The sequence below is a fragment of the Bradyrhizobium pachyrhizi genome (genome assembly GCF_029714545.1).
In the GTDB taxonomy this organism is placed as follows: Bacteria; Pseudomonadota; Alphaproteobacteria; order Rhizobiales; family Xanthobacteraceae; genus Bradyrhizobium; species Bradyrhizobium pachyrhizi.
In genome coordinates this window covers 7487982-7507714 of the sequence record NZ_CP121667.1, presented here as the reverse complement: position 1 = coordinate 7507714, position 19733 = coordinate 7487982, and the positions used below count along the sequence as shown (strand labels likewise).

Genomic DNA, 19733 nt, shown 5'->3' with positions numbered 1-19733 from the left:
TACGCGGTGAGGAAGCAGTGACCGTATGCCTTCAATCTCACGTCACTAGTGTTCCGTCCCGGAAATTCGCTGACAAAGTCGGGCGAGTTTCTGAAGGATTGAGTCAGCTGTAGCAGTCCAGACGAAGGGGCGTGAGTTTTTGTTGTGGGTGCGGATGAAGCGATCGATTTTCTTGACGAGGTCGGCGGTGGATTCGAAGGAGTCGCGACGGATAGCGCGTTGAGTGATGAGGGCGAAGAAGCGTTCGACCTGGTTAAGCCAGGAGGCGTAGGTAGGCGTGAAATGAATGTGCCAGCGCGGACGGCGTGCGAGCCAAGCTCTGACTTTGGGATGCTTGTGGGTGGCGTAGTTGTCGACGACGAGATGGACGTCGAGCTGGGCTGGCGCACGTTGGCCTCGATGTGACGCAGGAAGGCGAGGAACTCCTGATGGCGATGGCGGGGTTTGCATTGGGCGATGACCGCGCCGTCGAGCACATTGAGGGCGGCGAACAGCGTGGTTGTGCCGTGGCGCTGGTAGTCGTGGGTGACGCCTTCAATGTAGCCGAACCCCATGGGAAGCATGGGCTGGGTTCGTTCGAGGGCCTGGATTTGGCTCTTCTCGTCGACACAAAGCACCACGGCCTTGTCGGGTGGATTGAGATAAAGTCCGACCACGTCGCGCAGCTTCTCGACGAAGAAGGGATCGGTTGAAAGCTTAAAGCTACGGGTGCGGTGAGGTTGCAGACCGAAGAGTTGAAACAGGCGATGAACGGTGCTCTTGGCAATCCCGGTCTCCCTAGCGAGCGCGCGCACGCTCCAGTGTGTTGCGGCCTTGGGCTTCCGAGCGAGTGTCTTGGTGATCAACTCGGCCACCGCCTCATCCTCAACCGTGCGGGGCCTGCCGCTACGCATCTCGTCGTAGAGCCCCTCGATCCGGTCGGCGATGAAGCGCTTGCGCCATTTGCCGATCGTGTGCGGGCCGACGCCAAGCCGCGTCGCCACGACGGCGTTGCTCGGCTCACGCTCGCAGGCCAGCACGATCTTCGCCCGCAACGTCAACGCTGCGGGCAGAGAGCGCGACCGCGTGATGGCCAAAAGATGCGTGCGCTCGTCGCTGGATATCGTCAGTGCCGCTTTCGGCCGTCCTGTCCGCATCGGGTATCCCTTCGATTAGGATACCCGAAACTGATGCAATAATTATGCTACGAACTTGCGGGACGGAACACTAGGTGAGATTGGATTTAATAGCGTCTTGCGTGTGTCTGCGAGACATACACGGCTGGCGCCTTTCCGCTAGCAACGAGAAAGAGTCCTTTGGGACGTGCCCCTTTGCGCGGCAGCGTTGGCGTCGGTGGAAGCGGTTACAAACGCTCGTATAGTTCTTCAAACTTTTCGATATCGGGGCATTACCTCCGTACAATTGAGCGATCGTTCTCTCTTGACCTAGTCTCGCTCCTATCGAATTAACGCGGCTTGCATCGATCCTGGCATCACCCTCCTTAAGGGCCGGATCCTGCCAAAGAAGCGATTCACGATACGCATGATGAGACGCATAGCGGGTTGAGCCACGTCATTCAGTGCAGAGCATATCCGGAGATAAGATGGGACGCGGAGCGTTCTTGCGAGATCTGATGGGAGGACAATGAATGGCGCTTGACGGGGCACCAGGCAAGGTGAGGGGGCTGCGATTATGAAGTTCTACCGCAGGACAAGCGGTTCGTCGCCGTCGATCGAGTCCCGTCCATCTCAAGGGCCGGCCGACTTGCAAGATGTATCCACGCAGCCCGTTCAATGCGACCCTGACTACCATCTTCCTTATCGCGTGAAGGGTCTGGTTACGCGCGAACTGCCTGTCACGCACGTTCGTCAGGACTTGCCTAAACGTTCGGCTCATCTGGGACCCGCTTTCGTCTGCTGTTGTACTTCCGCTTAGCCAGCGGTAGGTCGCCAAGCAGCGGTCAAGCTGATTGAGCTTAGATGGCTAGAACGTTCGATCTTGCTCGCACTTCGCGTGACGCTGATGGATGGACGCAGAACATCCAGCCCTGGTCCATCCGCGCCAGGCCTCCACAGCGAATCCGCTATCAATCAAATTGTTCTGTGGTTCTGAAATTATCGTCGTGGTTTGACGTTGGGGCGAATTGGTCGGTATGTGCGGAGTTATTGGCATCCTAGGTCGTGGTCCGGTCGCTGGACATTTGGTCGAGTCACTCCAGCGACTAGAATATCGCGGATATGACTCGGCAGGCGTCGCCACACTCGAGAACGGCGACCTCGAGTGCAGGCGTGTCGAGGGCAAGCTGAAACGCCTTGCGGAGAAGTTGCAGCACGATCCACTATCGGGTCACGCCGGCATTGGCCACACGCGCTGGGCCACCCATGGCAAGCCCACCGAGCGCAACGCACATCCACATATGGCGGATCACGTTGCAGTCGTTCATAATGGAATCATTGAGAATTTCCGTGTGCTACGTGCCGAACTGGAACAGAACGGCGCGGACTTCGCCTCCGAGACCGATACCGAGGTGGTGGCACATCTCGTCGAATCCTATTTGAAGAATGGCTATTCGCCGCAAGACGCGGTGAAGGCTTCGTTGCCGCGGCTGCGCGGTTCCTTCGCACTGGCGTTTCTGTTCAAAGGCCACGAGGACCTCATGATCGGCGCGCGCAAGGGATCGCCGCTTGCGATTGGGTATGGTGATGGCGAAGTGTATCTAGGGTCAGATGCTATTGCGCTCGCGCCATTCACCGACAGCATCATCTACCTTGAAGACGGCGATTGGGCCGTGCTTACCCGTTCGAACGGCGTCATTTATGACTCGAGCGGCAGCATTGTCCACCGCGAAGCGTCAAGCCACGGCACGTCGTCGCTCTTGGTCAATAAGGAAAATTATCGTCACTTCATGGCCAAGGAAATACACGAACAGCCGGAAGTGGTTGGGCAGACCCTGGCGCACTATGTCGATATGGCTCGTGGGCGCATTGAACTGCCTTCCAAATGGCCGTTCGACTTTAAGGTCATACAGCGCATTTGGATCACGGCTTGTGGTACGGCGAGCTACGCCGGCCAAATTGCCAAATACTGGTTCGAGCGACTGGCGCGCGTGCCGGTCGAGATCGACGTGGCCTCGGAGTTCCGCTATCGGGAGGCGCCGCTGCGCCAGGGGGATCTCGCGATCTTCATCTCTCAGTCCGGGGAGACCGCCGACACGTTAGCCGCGCTGCGCTACGCCAAGGCACAGGGGCTGCACACCATCTCTGTGGTCAACGTCCCGACGTCAACGATCGCGCGCGAGAGCGAAGTTGTGCTGCCGACCTTGGCGGGGCCGGAGATCGGCGTTGCTTCGACCAAAGCCTTTACCTGCCAGCTGATGGTGATCGCGGCGATTGCGGTCGCAGCAGGCAGGGAGCGAGGCGAACTGTCCGAAATCGATGAAATCAAGCTAGTCCGCGAGCTGATCGAAGTTCCGCCGCTGATTGCGGCAACGCTGGCTATCGAGCCGCAGATCGAGAAGCTCGCTCATGATATCGCCAAATCGCGCGATGTGGTCTATCTCGGCCGCGGCACGTCGTCTCCCCTAGCGATGGAGGGTGCGCTCAAACTGAAGGAAATCTCTTACATTCATGCAGAGGGCTATGCCGCCGGCGAGCTCAAGCATGGTCCGATCGCGCTGATTGACGAAGCCGTGCCGGTGGTGGTGATCGCGCCTTACGATCGGCTCTTCGAAAAAACGGTCTCGAACATGCAGGAAGTTGCGGCTCGAGGGGGTAACATCATCCTGATAACCGATGCGAAGGGGGCTTCGGAAGCTGCAATAGGGCCTATCGCAACCATTGTTCTGTCCGACATGGCTGCAACCTTTACGCCGATGGTCTATGCTATTCCGCTGCAGCTTTTGGCCTACCACACGGCCATCCTGATGGGCGTGGACGTCGATCAGCCACGCAATCTCGCGAAATCGGTAACGGTCGAATAAGCCGATAGTCGCCGGAAGTACTCCTGGCGGTTTGTGCATGTCGTTCGGCGTGCATGCCGGCAAACCGGCGCCCGATCAGGTGCAGCCTAGAGCGGATGGCTCGTTGGCTCAGCCGCCGCCGCGGTGCTTCTTTAGTGCGGTATCAAGGCACTTGATCAACATATGTGCGGTGAAGGGCTTCGCCAAGAACCCGACGGCTCCGGCACCCAGCGCAGCGGCACGAACCCGGTCATTGGGAAATGCCGTGATGAGGATGAAAGGCGCGTCATAATTCTGAGCTCGCATCTCCGCGACCAGATCCAAGCCGTTCATCACCGACATCTGCACATCCGTAATTACACACGACGTTTCGTCCAGCTGAGGCGACTCGAGGAACTCCTTGGCGGACGCAAATGTATGGACAATGTAGCCGCGCGACTTGAGCTGGTTCTCTATCGCAGCCCGGACTGAGGCGTCATCATCGACAACGGAAATCAAAGGCGTGGACAAGACCAGCCCTCCTGACCCTGGAAAGCGCTTGCCGTCGGCATCAGCACCTTGGACGATAAAGTGGGCATGAGGGGCGAGCTTGTAAAATCATACTTAGGTTTGTTCGCCGCGGTTGGCATTAAGTCCGAGCTTCTCAGCCATTCTGATCAAATCGGCGAGCGAGCGCGCATGCATTTTTCTCATCACGTGCCCCCGATAGATCTTGACGGTAATCTCGGCGAGCCCAAGCTCGGCAGCAATTTGCTTGTTCATCAGACCAGTAGCGACCAGCTTCAATACCGCTTGCTCGCGTGGGCTTAAGGTCTCGAACAAAGATCGCAGATTCGTGACTGTCTGCTCGGCCTCACGTCTCTTGCGATCCCGTTCGGTCGCCGCCGCCACCGCATCAAGAAGTTCCTGCTCGCGAAACGGCTTGGTGAGAAAATCGACCGCTCCTCCCTTCATGGCCCTGACGCTCATTGGGATGTCGCCGTGGCCGGTGATGAAAATAATCGGAATGCGAATATTCGACTTTGCCAGCTCAGTCTGGAACTCGAGCCCGCTCTGTCCCGGTAGTCGGATGTCAAGCACCAGACAGCTGACAACGTCCGGAACCTTGCTCTGCAGCATTTCGTGGGCTGATCCGAAAGTTACCACGTCCAGTCCAACTTGTTGAAAAAGGTTTGTGAGCGACCGACGCAGCGAGGCGTCATCCTCCACAACGAACACGGTCGCACTTGTCGGCTCCGCCACCTTCCTGTCTTCTCGCGGCGAGTCAAAGCGCCCAGTCACGATACAGCCTCCTCGTGCAATGGCAGGACAAATTGAAATGTTGCGCCCGGGCCCTGTTTGCGGACGATTGACAGGCGCCCTCCATGGGCCTCCACAATGGAACGGCAGATCGACAGGCCCATTCCAAGACCGCTCGCTTTGGTGGTGTAGAACGGATCCAAGATGTGGTTCGTATCATCCTCGGCGATCCCGATGCCGCAATCAGTCACCGAGAGTTGCACCCGGCCCATATCATCCAGGGATGACTGAATCACGAGTTCGCGCGTGCGGTCGCCAATCGTTTGCATGGCTTCGATCCCGTTCATCACGAGATTGATGATCACCTGCTGCAGTTGAACACGGTCGGCCAGAATCGCGGGAAGCGTCGGCGCCAACTCAGTCCGCAGGGTGACTTGGTGATTGGCCAACTCGCGTGTCACCAGCGCGATGGCGTCCTTGACGACATCGTTGATATCGATTGTCACCATTTCGATCTCGCCTTTCTTAGCTAGTGCCCGGATGCGGCGGATCACTTCGCTTGCCCGGATAGCGTCTTCGATGATCCACTCCACCGAGCTGCGCGCAGCAGGAAGATCAGGTGTCTTTCGACCCAGCCAACCGAGGCACGCATCGGCGTTGCTGATGATGGCGGCGAGCGGTTGGTTTACTTCGTGGGCGATGGAGGCTGTCAGCTCGCCAAGCGTCGTCACGCGCGTCACATGCGCCAGCTCCGCTTGGGCCTTCCTCAGCTCTTGTTCGGCCTGGTCTGCCCGAATCATCGCGGTGATGTCGGTGCTGACACCTCTGTAGCCAAGAAAGTTGCCGCTTCCATCAAAAAAGGGCTTGCCGCTCGTCCGGACGTAGGTCGGACAGCCGTGCCGGTTGACGGTTCGGTAGATCAGATCTCGAAATGGGAGATGTGCGTCTAGCGTCGCCTGATGTTGTCGCCACTTGTCGGGTTCTTCTTCGACGTCGCGCGCAATTTCTCGGCGGGGCAGACCGATGACCCCTTTCGCCACGACGCCCGCGGCGCTGGCGTGCTCCAAGAATTGGGTAAGCAGGTGGTCTGGTCCGGTTTCCCATAGCCAGTCGGACGCCGTTTCGGCGTAGTCGCGAAAGCGCTGCTCGCTTTCGCGCAGCGCAGCAAGGGTGTTTTCTAGACGTTCCCTGGCTGCGTGATGCTCGGTGACATCCATATGCGTTCCGATGAGCTCGACGGTGGAGCCATCGCTTCCTACCACGGCGTGCGCAATGGCGTGTATGTACCTTATCGCGCCATCTGGAAGGCGGATTCGGAAGTCATATTCGAAGTTCCCTGTCTTCTGTTCGATGGCCTGACGCTGCACTTCCTGCTGCAGGGCCAAGTCGTCTGGATGGATGCGCGACCGGATGGCATCAAGCGATATAGACTCTTCCGGGTCGAAGCCAAACAGGCGGCTGACTTCGGCGGAGCGATACGCAAAACAACGACGGTTGCAGTCCCAGGACCAGGTGCCCGTGTGACTGAGCCGCTGCGCGTCGGCCAGATAGGCTTCGCTCCGGCGTAGCTGTTGTTCCACCTGCTTTGTTGCCGTGATATCGGTCGCCGCCCCGACAAACTCGATATCGCCAGACGTGGTTCTCGTGGCCCGTGCCAGCGCGTGAATGTGCTTTACCGACCCGTCGGGCATCAGCAGTCGGTATTCGTGCTCGAAATCCTGGCCTTGAGACGCTCGATTCAAAACGTCTTGGACCGAAGCCTTGTCTTCGGGGTGAGTGCGGTCGAGGACGAACTGCGGTGTTGGTTTGGTCTCAGGGTCGTATTGGAAAAGCCGAAAAGTCTCCCTGGACCAAAAGACCTCGCCGGTGGCAACGTTCCAGCCGAAGCTGCCAGTGTGGCTCAATTCCTGCGCCTGGGCCAAATGGGCTTCGCTCCGCTGCAGAGCAAGTACTGTCCGCCTTCGCTCAGTGATATCTTCACAAGCGATGAGGACGATGGGCTTGTCATCAGCCCACAGCATAGCTTTGGCGTTTTCGCGCACCCACAGCGCTGAGCCGTCCTTCCTCACCTTCTCGATATCCCAGGTGTGCGATTGGCCGATATTTGTAAGGCACTCTCCTATGCATTTGCGGACAACTTCGCGATCTTCGTCCCGAAAGATCTTCAGCACGGATAGGCCGACTAATTCCTCGGGCCCATAGCCGAGTTGTGTCGCACCGAAGGTGTTGACATTGAGGACCGTTCCGGCCTCATCGAGCATGAAGTACATGACCGGATTGTGCTCAAAGATCGCGCGCCATCGTTTCTCGCGGTCACGCAAATCGGCCTCGCTGTTCCGTAGCTTGGCTGCGATATCACGCGCAGTCTCCCTCTCGCGGCGAACGTTTCGGATTAGCTGCGTTCCGACCATTGATGCGGTAAGGAAAGCGACAAGCACAAGAAGATCTTGGGGGTCGTCAATCTGGAGACTGAATGTTGGTGGTGCAAACAAGTAGGCCAAAGCCGCGACGGAGAAGATAGAGAGTGCGGACGATGCGATGAAGCTACCCATCAGCGAAAACAGCAATATCACCACCAGATAGGCAAACGCTGTCGCCGCAAAGTGGCTGTGAACGTATACGGAAGCTAGCGTCACCGTCGCCAGCGTAATGCTACCGAAAGCAAGCTGCCCTACTGAATATCCGAACTTGGTGAGCTGATTATGCATGCTTGCAGCCGTCCGCCATTCTCTGGCGGATGAGGTTAACATATTGGGCAAAAATGCGGCAATTCCTTTCGCCCCGAACAGCACTTTGGGGGCGGTGCCGAGAACGGTCGGCGGTCACTGAACTCAGCATGAGCCGAAGGAAGGCGCATCACAAACGTTCGTATAGTTCTTTTAAACCTTTCAATATCGAAGCTAGCAACCGTGCCCGAGCTATGCGCCTCAAGCTTCTTTGGCCCGCATCTCCACCCCACTCCGATCGATTGCCGGAGCGGATCGTCGTGGACTGGTCTGCTGTAAACGCGTGTTGTAGAGGCACCTAGGGCTTCGCGCAGATTGATGCGTCTGTCACAGCCGAGAAGAGTTGATCAGTTGGTCGCCGACTGGGCTTTGAGTGCTTCCGAGCGTGGCGAGGTTCCGACTACAATCCGAGACAACCATCCGAAGTCCCGCACAATGAAGCAAACGGTCAGCGCGATGACAACGATTGACACCCCAAGCATTCCGGCAACGAAGAGTTTGGTCGAGATATCCCATAGTTCTCCGAACTGAACGAAGTCCATGAGGCGAAAAACGGTACCCTGGAGCAGATAAAGAAGCAGCGTGCTCTGGCCAAGATCCACCGCGATAAAACGAGCTATTCTATTTGAGGAACTGAGTTTCCAGAGCTGAGCGATTATTTCAAACGCGATCCAAGAGGCCGCTGCAGAGCCAGCGAACATCAGCAACACTTGCCCAGCCGAGGCAGTGTCGTGAATCAGGGCGAGATTGTTGTAGACGTAAGTCTCCTTGCTCCAAGCAAGAAAGCACGCGCAAGCAATTGCAGCGAGGGGGAACATCAAGAGGAGTTTGTTGCGTGGAAGAAGGCGTGTCTGACGTTCGGTCGACTGGGAGAGCAAGAATCCGAGGCAGAAGAATGGGTAAGTGTATCTAAGCAAGGGCGCTATGGAAAACGTGACGGGCATGACTGCGACAGCAAATGCAGAGATGCCTACAATCCACATCGATAGGCGACGGAAGATCGTCAGAAGACCCTTTACGACAAGGAAAGAAGCAAATGTTGCCCATATAAACCAGTAAGAACCGACTAAATCGTTCAAGACATCTCCGCCAACTATACTGCCGGAGGGTAAAAACGCCGCAACTTTAATCGCCTCCAAAATGGCCCACCAAAACAGCGTTGGCAGCAACAATTGGGTTGTGCGCTCTTTGACGCTACGAGCGAATGATTTTCCAAGGAGGGCTCTCGAAGACAGATATCCGCTTATCGCCATAAAGAGAGGCATATGAAACATGTAGATCGATTTGAAATACGGCGAATCCCAATAGCCATTGCCTCGGTAGATGACGTATTGCAGCAAATGTCCAATGATCACCAAGATAATGAGTGTGCCTTTGGCAAAGTCAAAGCTTAGATCTCGCTTGTCTGGTCCGGCCGCGCGTGAGCCGTGGCCAGTCGATGGAGTTGCGCGATAGAGCATAAAACCTCTAGCTTCGTTGTGCCATAGCACCGTTCCGGGACTATTCGTTCCTTAAAGATAGTTGTGCGGTGCCTAGGCAGACGACCTTGCATCAAGGGGTTTACTCAGACCGTGTAGTGGTGTCCACGGCCTTGTAGGCCGGAGGGAAGCCAACGAAATCCTCGTGTGTCGCCCAAAACGTCAAGTCCGGCCGGCGCTGCGTCACGCTGCATCGTCTTAAATGATCACGCCTGGAGGCGGCGCTCGCGTCGAGCAGGCGAGGTCAATTGTGGTGGCGTCCTGATCGTCAAAGCGCGGATTACGCTTTCGTTCGTCTGCAGGTTGTCTCCCAATTCGATTGAACTAAGTTGAGCATTCCGCCATGAAGCTGAATCGCTTCTTCCTGCCTGAATGTGCGTTCAAGGTTCCCGCGCGCCTGAGTAGGCCTATCGATCGCTTCCTCGGGCAGCAAGCTACAGGGCTCGGTAAGTCATCCACCGCGCATGAAGACAACCGCGATAGCGGCTCTACGACAGGGCTGAGGCGACCAGGCCGAGCCTTCTGAAGATCAATTTTGGTCGTGCTTCAGGAGCCGCGTGGCGATTTGATCGATGCGTGATCCATAGTCACGGATGTCCCTGAACGCGCTGCGTCGCTCCGTGCCCGGAGGAAGGCGAACCGTTGCCTCGACTAGGGTAAAGAACTGCTCTAACAGGTTGTCTAGCTCGCGAACGTTCACCTTCTATCCTTCTAAAGCTGCGGGGAACACAGAGAGGTGCGGACGACCTCCGCACCTAATGCCTTTTTTGGATTTACAAGAATCCGATGGAAATCCATGGCACTGTAGCCACTACAATCGTGCCAAGGAGCAAGGCCAATATGTATGCAACGATCGGGCCAATGCCTTCGTCAGGATGAATCCGACTGATGGCACACGCCGCGTAGTATCCGACCCCAAATGGCGGCGCGAAAAGCCCAATTCCCATCGCCAGAACGACAACAATCGCGTAGTGGACCTCATGCACGCCGACTTGACGTGCGATGGGGAAGAGCAGTGGGCCAAAGAGCACGATGGCAGGAATGCCTTCGAGTACGCTCCCCAGGATAACGAACGCAATGATAGTGACGATCAGAAATACCGGCACACCACCCGGTAAGGAGGTCATGAACTTCGCGAGCGATGCCGAGAAGCCCGACTGGGTTAGAGCCCAGGCCATTCCTGTCGCCGCACCAATGATGAAGAGGATCGCACCGGAGAGAGCCGCGGTCTCAACCAACATCGGATAGAGGCGACGCCAGTCAAATTGGCGATAGATGAGAAGCCCAGCCAGCGCGGAATAGACAATGCCTATCGTCGAGACCTCGGTGGCGGTCGCGACCCCTTCGACAACCGCGGCGCGGATCAGAAAAGGCAGGGTGATAGCGGGAATCGCAATCAGGAAGGCACGACTAATTTCTCGGCTCGTCGCTCGCTGAACATGGGACAAGTCCTCCCCACGGTATCGCCACCACACGACCGCACACAGCCCGATTGCGAGCACGATGGCTGGTAGTAACCCGCCGGTGAACAGAGCCGCAATCGACACGCCGGTCACCGATCCGATCGTGATCAGCACCAAGGACGGGGGAATCGTCTCGGTTTGAGCGCCGGTGGCCGCCAGGAGCGCGACGAGGTCGCCACGCTTTGCGCCGCGCTTGGTCATTTCGGGGAAAAGCACGGGCGCTATTGCCGCCATGTCGGCTGCCTTGGATCCCGAGATACCCGAGACCAAGTACATTGCACCGACCAGCACATACTGGAGGCCACCCCGAACGTGGCCGAGCAGACTGGCAAGGAACCCGACCATGGCGCGGGCCATGCCGGTCATTTCGATCAACAAGCCGAGGAACACGAACAGCGGGACCGCGAGCAGAATGAGATGGCTCATGCCCTCGTCCATGCGACCGATCACGACCACGTCGGGCGTGCTCGTGGTAAGTGTTATGTATCCGATGGTCGCCAAGCCGAACGCGAAGGCGATCGGCACCGCCGCGAAAACCATAGCGCCGACGATGAACACGAAGAAGATCAGCAAGTTGAGATTGCCGAGCGGCTTCAAAACCGGCGCCATAAACGCGAGAATCCCGATCAGCGCCGCGACGGCGGCAACGGCTGCCACGAGATGCTTGACATTGGCCGTGGCCACCAATCTCAGAGTCGCGACGATCAGCATCAGCCCAATTCCGACGGGAAGGGCGGCGGCGCGCCAAGTGTTGACGATTCCCAGAGCGGGAGTGGTCACATACACCTCGTCGGCCGCAAACTCGTATGCCGGGTGAACGACCAGCAGCAGGAATGCCAACGATGCGGCCGTCGCGAAGACGTCCAGGAATAGCCTCGCTTCCGGGCGGATCATGCCGATGATCGCTGTCATCCGCATGTGTTCGGCTCGTTGGAAAGCAACGACCGATCCCAGCATCGCGAGCCATAGGAACAGGATGCCGGCAAGTTCGTCCGACCAGACGATCGGCGCGTGGAGCACGTAGCGGGAAATGATGCCGACAAAGAGGACGATCACCTCCGCAACGACGAGGAGTGCGGCAGGGATGGCGACAACAGGTTTGAGCGCCCGGTTCACGCTCACGACAATTTTTCGCCATCCGGAGGGCGGTTCTGGCAGGGCGAGGGTCGCCCCTTCTATGTGTCCGTGTTCCATGGCGCTCACCCAAGCTTGCCAGCGGCTTTCTCGAGTTGCGCCCACGCTTCTTCACCGAATTTGGCTTTCCAGTCGGCATAGAAGCTCGTTTTAGCCAGCGCCTGGCGGAAGACCGATCGGTCGACTTCTAGGAATTGCATCCCCTTTGCGCTCAGATCGGTGCGCAGCGACTCACTGAGCTTTGCGATGTCAGCTCGCTCATTTTCGGCCGAGCGGTCGAACTCGCGCGTCACGATTGTCTGCACGTCCTTTGGAAGCTTCTCGAAGGCGCGTTTGTTGCCGAGGATCCAGTAGTTGTCCCAAACATGACCCGTCAGACTGCAGGTTTTCTGTACCTCGTACAGCCGCGCGGTTGCGATGATGGGAAGGGGATTCTCCTGACCGTCGACGACCTTGGTCTGCAACGCGGAATAGACCTCATTAAAGTTAATTGGCGCCGGTCCTGCCCTGAACGCAAGGAATAGCGAGGTCAGATTGGGTGCGGCGGGTACCCTAAGCTTGAAGCCCTTGAGGTCCTCCGGCGTCTTGATCTCTCGACCCGACGACGTGATGTGGCGGAAGCCGTTGTCCCAAGGCTTGGAGACCGTCATGATCGGTGTCTTGGCGATCTGCGCCCGGATGTAAGCACCGAGCTCACCATCCATGGCTTTCCAGACCGCATCGTAGCTCGGAAAGAGGAAGCCCAGATTCACGATCCCGGCGGCCGGCACGAGGGTGGCGAGGATTAGGGAAGACAGGTTGAAGAACTCGACGCTACCGTTGCGGACCTGCGTCAGGAGATCCGTATCCGAGCCGAGCTGATTGGCCGGAAAGAGATTGATTTCCAGGCGCCCGCCTGTCGTTTCCTTGATGCGATCGGCAGCCTCCTTGGCTCGAACGTTCACCGGATGCGTCGGATCCTGCCCGGTCGCGAGCTTGTAAGTAAACTCCGCCGCCGCAGCGGGGCGGCTGAGTACGGCGCACAACGGAACGGCAGCGCCGGCCAGGAGCAGCTTGCGACGAGTTATGGCAATCGGTTTGCGTTGGGTCATTGCTTCCTCCTTGTTGATATGAATCGGTGTGTTCACCGGCAGCGGTGTTTGTCTGCAGCTCCGGACCGGTTCTCGGGCACCGGCCGTCAGGCATTAGCCATCGTTCTCCGCAGCGATGCCGCGTAGGCGATGTTTTCCTCAGGCGAACTTAACGAATGGCGCTGCGCGCTTAGCGCAGCCAGCCCTTGACCTGCCTTGCAACTTCAGCAGTGGAAATGCCGTAGCGATCATGCAGTGTGGGGAGCGCCCCAGCGGCAAGAAACTCGTCGGGCAACGCGATCTGGCGGAAGGCCGGATGAATGCCGGAGCGCATCAACAATGCCGCAACTGCCTCTCCGAGGCCCCCGATGATGGTGTGGTTCTCTGCGACAACGACGAGGCGGGCGGGCCTGGCCGCTTCGCGTAGGATCGCTTCGTGATCGAGAGGCTTGATCGTCGGTACATGCAGCACTGCCGCATCCACGCAGTCGCCGGCGAGCTCCTTTGCGGCTTCTAACGCCCTCATGGTCATGATCCCGGAGGAGATGATCAGGACTTCCCGACCGTCGCGAATGAGGGATGCCTTGCCGAGTTTGAATTGATAGTTGTACTCGTCCAGCACAAGCGGCACCTGACCGCGCAGCAGCCGCATGTACACCGGCCCATGATGCGCCGCGATGGCAGGAACAATCTGTTCGATTTCATGAGCATCGCAGGGATCGATCACGGTCATGTTCGGCATGGCGCGAAACAGGGCGAGGTCTTCCGCCGCCTGGTGGCTCGGGCCGTAACCTGAAGTGAGGCCGGGCAACGCGCATACGATTTTCACGTTGCGGTCTTCTTCCGCAATCGTCTGATGGATGAAATCGTACGCGCGACGCGAAGCGAACACCGCATAGGTCGTAGCAAACGGCATAAATCCTTCAGCCGCCATGCCCGACGCTGCACCGTAAAGTAGCTGTTCGGCCATCCCCATCTGATAGTAGCGTTCCGGGAACTGCTTCGCGAAAATATGCAGATCCGTGTACTTGCCGAGGTCGGCGGTGAGGCCCACGACCTCGGGACGGCTTCGAGCCAGCTCGACGAGTGCGTGACCGAACGGTGCCGGCTTCGTCTTTTGGCCCTCGGCCGCGATCGACGCGATCATCGCAGAGGTGGTGAGCCGCGGTTTCCCGGGCGAAGCTGAGATCGTCGACTTCATGACCTGTCTCCAGCAGCAAGTTCTGCCAACGCCAGTTTCCATTCGTGCGCCTCGACTCGAATGAAATGGTTCTTTTCGCGCTGCTCCAGGAATGGAACTCCCTTTCCCATCAGCGTGTCAGCGACGATCACGCGCGGTTGCGGTTTGGTGTGCGAACTCGCCGCGTCAAAGGCCGCCACAACGGCGTCGAGGTCATTGCCGTCGACCCGGCGTACAAACCAGCCGAAAGCCTCTAGCTTTTCGACCAACGGCTCGAATCCCAGTATCTGCTTCGAGGGACCGTCAGCTTGCTGGTTGTTGACGTCGATGATCGCGACCAGATTGTCGAGCTTGTGGTGTGCAGCCGACATCATCGCCTCCCACTTTGAACCCTCGTCGAGCTCTCCGTCCGAGAACAGCGTGAAGACGCGGCTTTTGGAGCCCTTCCGCTTCAACCCGAGGCCCATGCCGACCGCAATACTCAGTCCGAGCCCCAGGGAGCCGCCGGACATTTCCATGCCAGGCGTGTAGGAGGCCATGCCGGACATCGGAAGACGGCTTTCGTCGAAGCCATACGTCTCAAGTTCGGCTTCGGGGATAATGCCAGCCTCGATTAGTGCGGCATACAGGGCGATGGCGTAGTGACCGTTGGAGAGAAGAAAGCGATCGCGATCTTCCCAGGTGGGCTCCTCCGGCCGGTAGCGCATCGCGTGAAAGTATGCGACCGCCAGCACGTCGGAGATGTCGAGCGCCTGCGCGATGTACCCCTGCCCTTGAACCTCGCCCATGCGCAGCGCGTTACGGCGAATGTTACGCGCGCGCTGCGAAAGGGTAGGTGCGTTAATAAGCGTAGTCGTGGACATCCTTCTCTCCGTCGCTCCCCTTAGTGAATGAGCATCCCGCCATTGACATCGATCACGGCACCGGTGACGTAAGCGGAAAGATCCGAAGCGAGAAACGTGTAGATTCCTGCGACATCCTTTGCTTCCCCCAGCCTTCCGAGCGGAATGCCTTCCAAAATCTTCGCTTTCATTTCGTCTGTGAGCTTGCCGGACGTGATGTCGGTGCCGATCAACCCCGGTGCGACGCAGTTGACGCGAATTCCATCGGCGCCAAATTCCCGCGCCATGGCCTTGGCAAGCCCAAGGACTCCCGCCTTTGCCGCCGAGTAGTGTGGACCGCCGAAAATGCCGCCACCGCGCTGGGCTGATACTGATGACATGCACACAATCGATCCGGCCTTGCGCTTCTGCATGTGTGGAATCACGGCCTGAGAAAGGAATAGTATGCCCTTGAGGTTGACGTCCTGGACGCGGTCCCAGTCGCCCGGCTTGATGTCGAGGAATTTTACCGGCTGGGTAATGCCGGCGTTGTTGATCAAGATGTCGATCTGACCGAAGTCGCCGGCGACGATTTCAACTGCCTTCAGGCAAGAGGCCTGGTCGGCGACGTTGCAAGCCACTCCAATATGGGCGTCGCCAAGGCCTTGCGCGGCGGCTTGTGCGGCGGGCCCGTCGATATCGAGGATGGCGACCCGCGCGCCTTCTTCGGCAAACCGTCTGGCGGTCGCAAGGCCAATCCCGCGGGGCGAAGCGGCACCTGTAATAATAGCTGTTTTGCCGCGAAGCAGCATTCGATCCTCCCTGTATCTATTCTTCCAGGCGCTGCGACAGGCAGCCGGTCCTCTTGATCAAATTCCTAGGTCGGAGGCGCTTCCGGGACAAACGCACTGTTGTCTTGGATATGTGAATCTGGTTCACTTATGGGCATGCTGTTGTCGAGTATCCCGATCTCGGCTATCCGAGCCTTCGAAGCGGCTGCGCGCACCGGCTCCTTCAGCAACGCGGCTGACGAATTGCATTTGACCCCAAGTGCAGTCAGCCATGCGATCCGTAAGCTGGAAAGCACGATGAGCACTACGCTCTTCGAGCGAAGTGCACGTTCTGTTCGGCTAACGCCCGCAGGCGAGAACCTGATGCGTCATGCGGGAGCGGCTTTTGACAATCTGCGGCGCGGAATCGAAGAGGTTGCCGGCCGGGGACCGCAGCTTTTGAGGGTGCATTGTGCTCCAAGTTTTGCAGCACAATGGCTAGCCCCACGCCTGATGAAGTTTCTCGCCGCCGAACCGCAGCTTGAAGTGCGGCTTGCCGCCAATACCGAATATGCTCGTTTCACCAACGACGACTTCGATCTCGACATCGTCTACGGACCGCCTCGTAGCGAGGGTGTCGATGTGATCCCGCTCGGCGAAGAGACTGTCACCCCGCTTTGCGCCCCTGAGGTTGCCAAGAAGATCCGCAAGCCAAAGGATCTATTGAGCCAGGTGCTCATTCGCTCGGACGTGAAGCAAGTGCAGTGGCATCAATGGTTCACTGCGAATGGACTCGAGCCGCCTGCCATTCACGGGATGCGCTTTGATCGTAGTTTCCTGGCAATAGCTATGGCATGTGGCGGAGTCGGCGTAACCTTGGAATCAACTCGTTTGGCCGAACGTGAGATAGAAGCTCGTCGCCTGGTGGCGCCGCTGGTCGGTCGTTCAACTGATATCCGCTATGTCGGCCACCATCTCGTCTTTCCTCGCGCCGGGCGTCAACGTCGGGCCCTTCGCGCCTTCGTGGATTGGATCACGTCAGAGCTCGCGCAGGCGGACAACAAGGGTTAATTCGAATTGAGCTCCCGATACCTCCAGCATGCTGCGTTCGCGTTGTCCAATCCGGCGATTTCGCTTCTGGCCCGTTCGAACCAATAGGCGAACTTTCAGAGCTCTCACGTAATGAAGGGGCTGAGCGGGCGAGCGCTAGTAAAGCTGTCGGCCTTTATTCCCAGTCCGTATTTGTCGATGGAATGAAATGCTTGAGGGGAAAGGTCTGTTGAGTTCCTTGAGAGCAGGTACACCTGGACATATGGCTTTGATCCGGCTCATTCAACCTAACTAGTTCGGATCCGGGTCCTTTTTCTATGAGTGCGTCTTCTCGGTCGAGTTGCCGCGCTACGTAGATCACCATCCGTCGGCGGCGACTATTAAAGGCCAACTAGTTCCGCAGAGGCCTGTCGACGTACTCAGTCGTGTCAGCTGGAGATACTCGGGATGGGTTCCCTGATGACGTCGGGTCTTCTGGCTGCTTGGGCGAGTTTCACACATAAAAGATACGTTTGGAGATCGTTTTGCGTCAAAATGAAACGTAAACGGATCTTTGCTTTGACGATTGAATGGAAGATGATATCTATAGGTATCTTTCAAGTAAGATACGAAAACAGATCATGAAGCGGAGCTCGGAAGCAACCCAACAGCTAGGACGGCTCCTCCGCGACGCAAGAAAACAAGCGGGGCTAACTCAACAGCAGGTGGCCGAACGCGCGGGCATTTCTCGGCCCCGCTACCGGGATATAGAGCAAGGCGACGCCGCTGCACGTGCGACCACGCTGATCAACGTCGCGCGTGCGCTCGGCATGGAACTGATGTTGATCCCACAGGCAATGGTACCCGGCGTCAACGCACTACTTCGCCCATCCGCAGACGAAGACCGGCCGGCGTTTACTACCGATATGGATGATGATGATGAGCACTAGGGTCCGCGTCCCTAATACCATCCAGTCGCTGGATGTGTTCCTTCAAGACCTCAAGGTCGGAACGGTCGTGCGTACGCCGGGCGATTTCAACGCCTTCAGTCTCGACCCGGTCTATCGAGCCATGGCGAGACCCCCAATATTGAGTCTTTCGTTTCGCTCGGCCGATGGTGGCCTTCGCAAGGACCCGAAGCCGGCAGCGCACATGCTGCCGGCGTTCTTCGCGAACATGTTGCCCGAGGACAAGCTCCGCGACGCAATGGAAAAGCACCACGCGGGAGCGGTGAGGCAAGGAAACGATTTCGACCTCTTGGCTGCGCTTGGCGCAGACCTGCCGGGAGCTGTGCGCGTCCTACCGAGCGACGGCAGCACCACGATTGCGGCTCAAGAAAATCCACGTGAGATCAAAGCGCGCTTTTCTTTGGCGGGAGTTCAGATGAAGCTCTCCGTAGTGAAAAACACCGGCAAGGGCGGTGGACTGACCTTGCCCATTGCCGACGAGCAAGGTCAGTACATCGCAAAATTCCCTTCGACCAATCTTGTTGGAATGTCTGAAAACGAGTTTGCCATTCTGGCACTGTCCGAAATCCTCGGAATGGACGTGCCGGAACGCGAACTTGTCGAGAAATCCGATTTCGAGGGCATCCCCGAAGAATTTAATACCCTGTCTACCGGCAAGGTCCTGCTCGTGAAGCGCTTCGATCGGGGCCCGCAAGGCGCCCGAATTCATATCGAAGACTTCGCTCAGATCTTTGGCCGGCAGCCATCAAAAAAATACGATGACGCATCGTACCACGACATTGCATCCGCGCTGAACGTGGCGGTGTCGACCGACGCCGCACTCGAATTCATTCGCCGCCTGGCGCTTGCCGCGCTTGTCGGCAACGGCGATATGCACTTGAAGAATTGGTCTACGATATACCCAGGCGATGGCTGTACTCCAGCCATCGCCCCCGTTTACGATGTCCTGTCGACCACCGCTTATTTTCCAAAAGACGATTTAGCGCTCTCATTGGGTGGCGAGAGGTCCTTCAAGGCGCTCACTTTAGATCGCTGGCGAAAGCTCGCCAACCGCGCACGGCTACCCGAGCCCGCTGTCATCTCGACTGTCGAGGAAGTCGTTTCGTCAGTGAATGATCATTGGTGGCATCTCCCGGAAAGGGATGTCGTTCCCGTCGCCGTCCTCGAAAAGATTGATGCCAAAATCGAAGAAATGAGCTTGGTTCTTGATCCGAGTCACATTCCGAAATCTTCGGTGCCTAAACCCTAGGTTGGTGCGTTCGGCGCTAGATTCCCGCCGGGTCCACCTATCGAAACAGCTGCTGGTTCGTCGCGCGCACGCTCGATGGCCAGGGGTCGTTAGAGACGACCACCCGTCGCTTGGCGCGGAAGTACCGCGCCGCAGTCAATTCATGACCGATTTAAATCCGTCGCATGGCTGAGCGGGGGCGCTTAAACCTTTGCTCCGTCGAACTTGGAGAACTAGATGTTAGCCCCGGCATTTGCTGGAGCGGATTGAGTGTGAAGCGTTTGGACTGGGAGGCCCATGCCTTGCAGACGAACTCGTAGAGTGTGAGGCCCTTGAGTCTTAAGCCTGCGGCCGTCGTTGTAGGCGGCGACGAAGTTGGCGAGATGGCCGCGGAGCTGATCGTGGCTCTCGTAATAAAAGCGCTTGACGGTTGCGTCCTTGATAGTCCGGTTCATGCGCTCGACCTGGCCTTGGTCCACGGATGCTTGGCCTTGGTCGTGCGATGCTCGATGTCGTTGGTGGCGCAAGTGTATTCGAAGGCGTGGGCCCGGAAGCGTTCGCTGCTGGCGATGGCCTGCTTGATCAGCGGTACGGCCGATTCCCCGGGCGCCGGGCGTGATGAACTGGATGCGGTTGTCGGTGAGCACGGTGTGGATCTTGTAGTGGACGGCCGCGATCAGGCGGCTTGGC

Annotated in this window: 13 protein-coding genes and 2 pseudogenes; 4 read left to right on the top strand and 11 right to left on the bottom strand. The window is 57.9% G+C overall.

The features are described 5' to 3' along the window. Nucleotides 1-45 precede the first annotated feature (45 nt). Nucleotides 46-1136 (bottom strand): annotated as a pseudogene (locus tag QA639_RS35430) (IS630 family transposase). A 995-nt stretch (nucleotides 1137-2131) separates the two neighbouring features. Here QA639_RS35430 and glmS point away from each other — a divergent pair. Continuing rightward, nucleotides 2132-3958 carry a glutamine--fructose-6-phosphate transaminase (isomerizing) gene (gene glmS / locus QA639_RS35425; RefSeq protein WP_283088475.1) on the top strand — a complete coding sequence of 609 codons (1827 nt, stop codon included), beginning with the start codon at nucleotides 2132-2134 and terminating at the stop codon, nucleotides 3956-3958. A gap of 108 nt (nucleotides 3959-4066) precedes the next feature. Here the strand turns inward: glmS and QA639_RS35420 are convergent, their stop codons facing one another. From QA639_RS35420 to QA639_RS35380, 9 genes are all read right to left on the bottom strand, one after another. After that, nucleotides 4067-4447, bottom strand: coding sequence for a response regulator transcription factor (locus tag QA639_RS35420; protein WP_283088474.1), 381 nt, complete (start codon nucleotides 4445-4447; stop codon nucleotides 4067-4069). Between the two features lie 93 nt (nucleotides 4448-4540). After that, nucleotides 4541-5218 (bottom strand): response regulator transcription factor, encoded by a 678-nt coding sequence (locus QA639_RS35415; protein ID WP_283088473.1) that lies wholly within the window; start codon nucleotides 5216-5218, stop codon nucleotides 4541-4543. Continuing rightward, nucleotides 5215-7884 (bottom strand): PAS domain S-box protein, encoded by a 2670-nt coding sequence (locus tag QA639_RS35410; RefSeq protein WP_283088472.1) that lies wholly within the window; start codon nucleotides 7882-7884, stop codon nucleotides 5215-5217. Before QA639_RS35410 ends, QA639_RS35415 begins: the two co-directional genes overlap by 4 nt. A gap of 365 nt (nucleotides 7885-8249) precedes the next feature. Beyond that, nucleotides 8250-9362, bottom strand: a complete 1113-nt coding sequence (gene nolL, locus QA639_RS35405) for a nodulation factor fucose acetyltransferase NolL (RefSeq protein ID WP_283088471.1) — start codon at nucleotides 9360-9362, stop codon at nucleotides 8250-8252. Nucleotides 9363-10153: 791 nt separating this feature from the next. Next, a complete protein-coding gene (locus QA639_RS35400) occupies nucleotides 10154-12037 on the bottom strand; it encodes a TRAP transporter large permease (RefSeq protein WP_283088470.1) in 1884 nt (627 codons plus the stop codon). 5 nt (nucleotides 12038-12042) lie between these two features. Next, nucleotides 12043-13068, bottom strand: a complete 1026-nt coding sequence (locus QA639_RS35395) for a TRAP transporter substrate-binding protein (protein WP_283088469.1) — start codon at nucleotides 13066-13068, stop codon at nucleotides 12043-12045. Between the two features lie 169 nt (nucleotides 13069-13237). After that, a complete protein-coding gene (locus tag QA639_RS35390; protein ID WP_283088468.1) occupies nucleotides 13238-14248 on the bottom strand; it encodes a transketolase family protein in 1011 nt (336 codons plus the stop codon). Next, complete coding sequence (locus QA639_RS35385; protein WP_283088467.1) at nucleotides 14245-15090, bottom strand: transketolase; 846 nt, start codon at nucleotides 15088-15090, stop codon at nucleotides 14245-14247. Before QA639_RS35385 ends, QA639_RS35390 begins: the two co-directional genes overlap by 4 nt. A gap of 20 nt (nucleotides 15091-15110) precedes the next feature. Next, entirely contained in the window at nucleotides 15111-15860 is a 750-nt protein-coding gene (locus QA639_RS35380) for an SDR family NAD(P)-dependent oxidoreductase (protein WP_283088466.1), read from the bottom strand. Nucleotides 15861-15998: 138 nt separating this feature from the next. Here QA639_RS35380 and QA639_RS35375 point away from each other — a divergent pair, with 138 nt between their 5' ends. The 3 genes from QA639_RS35375 to QA639_RS35365 all read left to right on the top strand — a co-directional run bounded on the left by QA639_RS35375 (nucleotide 15999) and on the right by QA639_RS35365 (nucleotide 19064). Continuing rightward, nucleotides 15999-16889, top strand: coding sequence for a LysR substrate-binding domain-containing protein (locus QA639_RS35375; RefSeq protein ID WP_283090678.1), 891 nt, complete (start codon nucleotides 15999-16001; stop codon nucleotides 16887-16889). 599 nt (nucleotides 16890-17488) lie between these two features. Continuing rightward, entirely contained in the window at nucleotides 17489-17797 is a 309-nt protein-coding gene (locus QA639_RS35370; protein WP_283090677.1) for a helix-turn-helix domain-containing protein, read from the top strand. Then, nucleotides 17787-19064 carry a type II toxin-antitoxin system HipA family toxin gene (locus QA639_RS35365; protein WP_283088465.1) on the top strand — a complete coding sequence of 426 codons (1278 nt, stop codon included), beginning with the start codon at nucleotides 17787-17789 and terminating at the stop codon, nucleotides 19062-19064. Before QA639_RS35370 ends, QA639_RS35365 begins: the two co-directional genes overlap by 11 nt. 223 nt (nucleotides 19065-19287) lie before the next feature. Here the strand turns inward: QA639_RS35365 and QA639_RS42090 are convergent. Then, nucleotides 19288-19596: pseudogene (locus QA639_RS42090) on the bottom strand (integrase core domain-containing protein); the annotation flags it as partial. Between the last annotated feature and the right edge of the window lie 137 nt (nucleotides 19597-19733).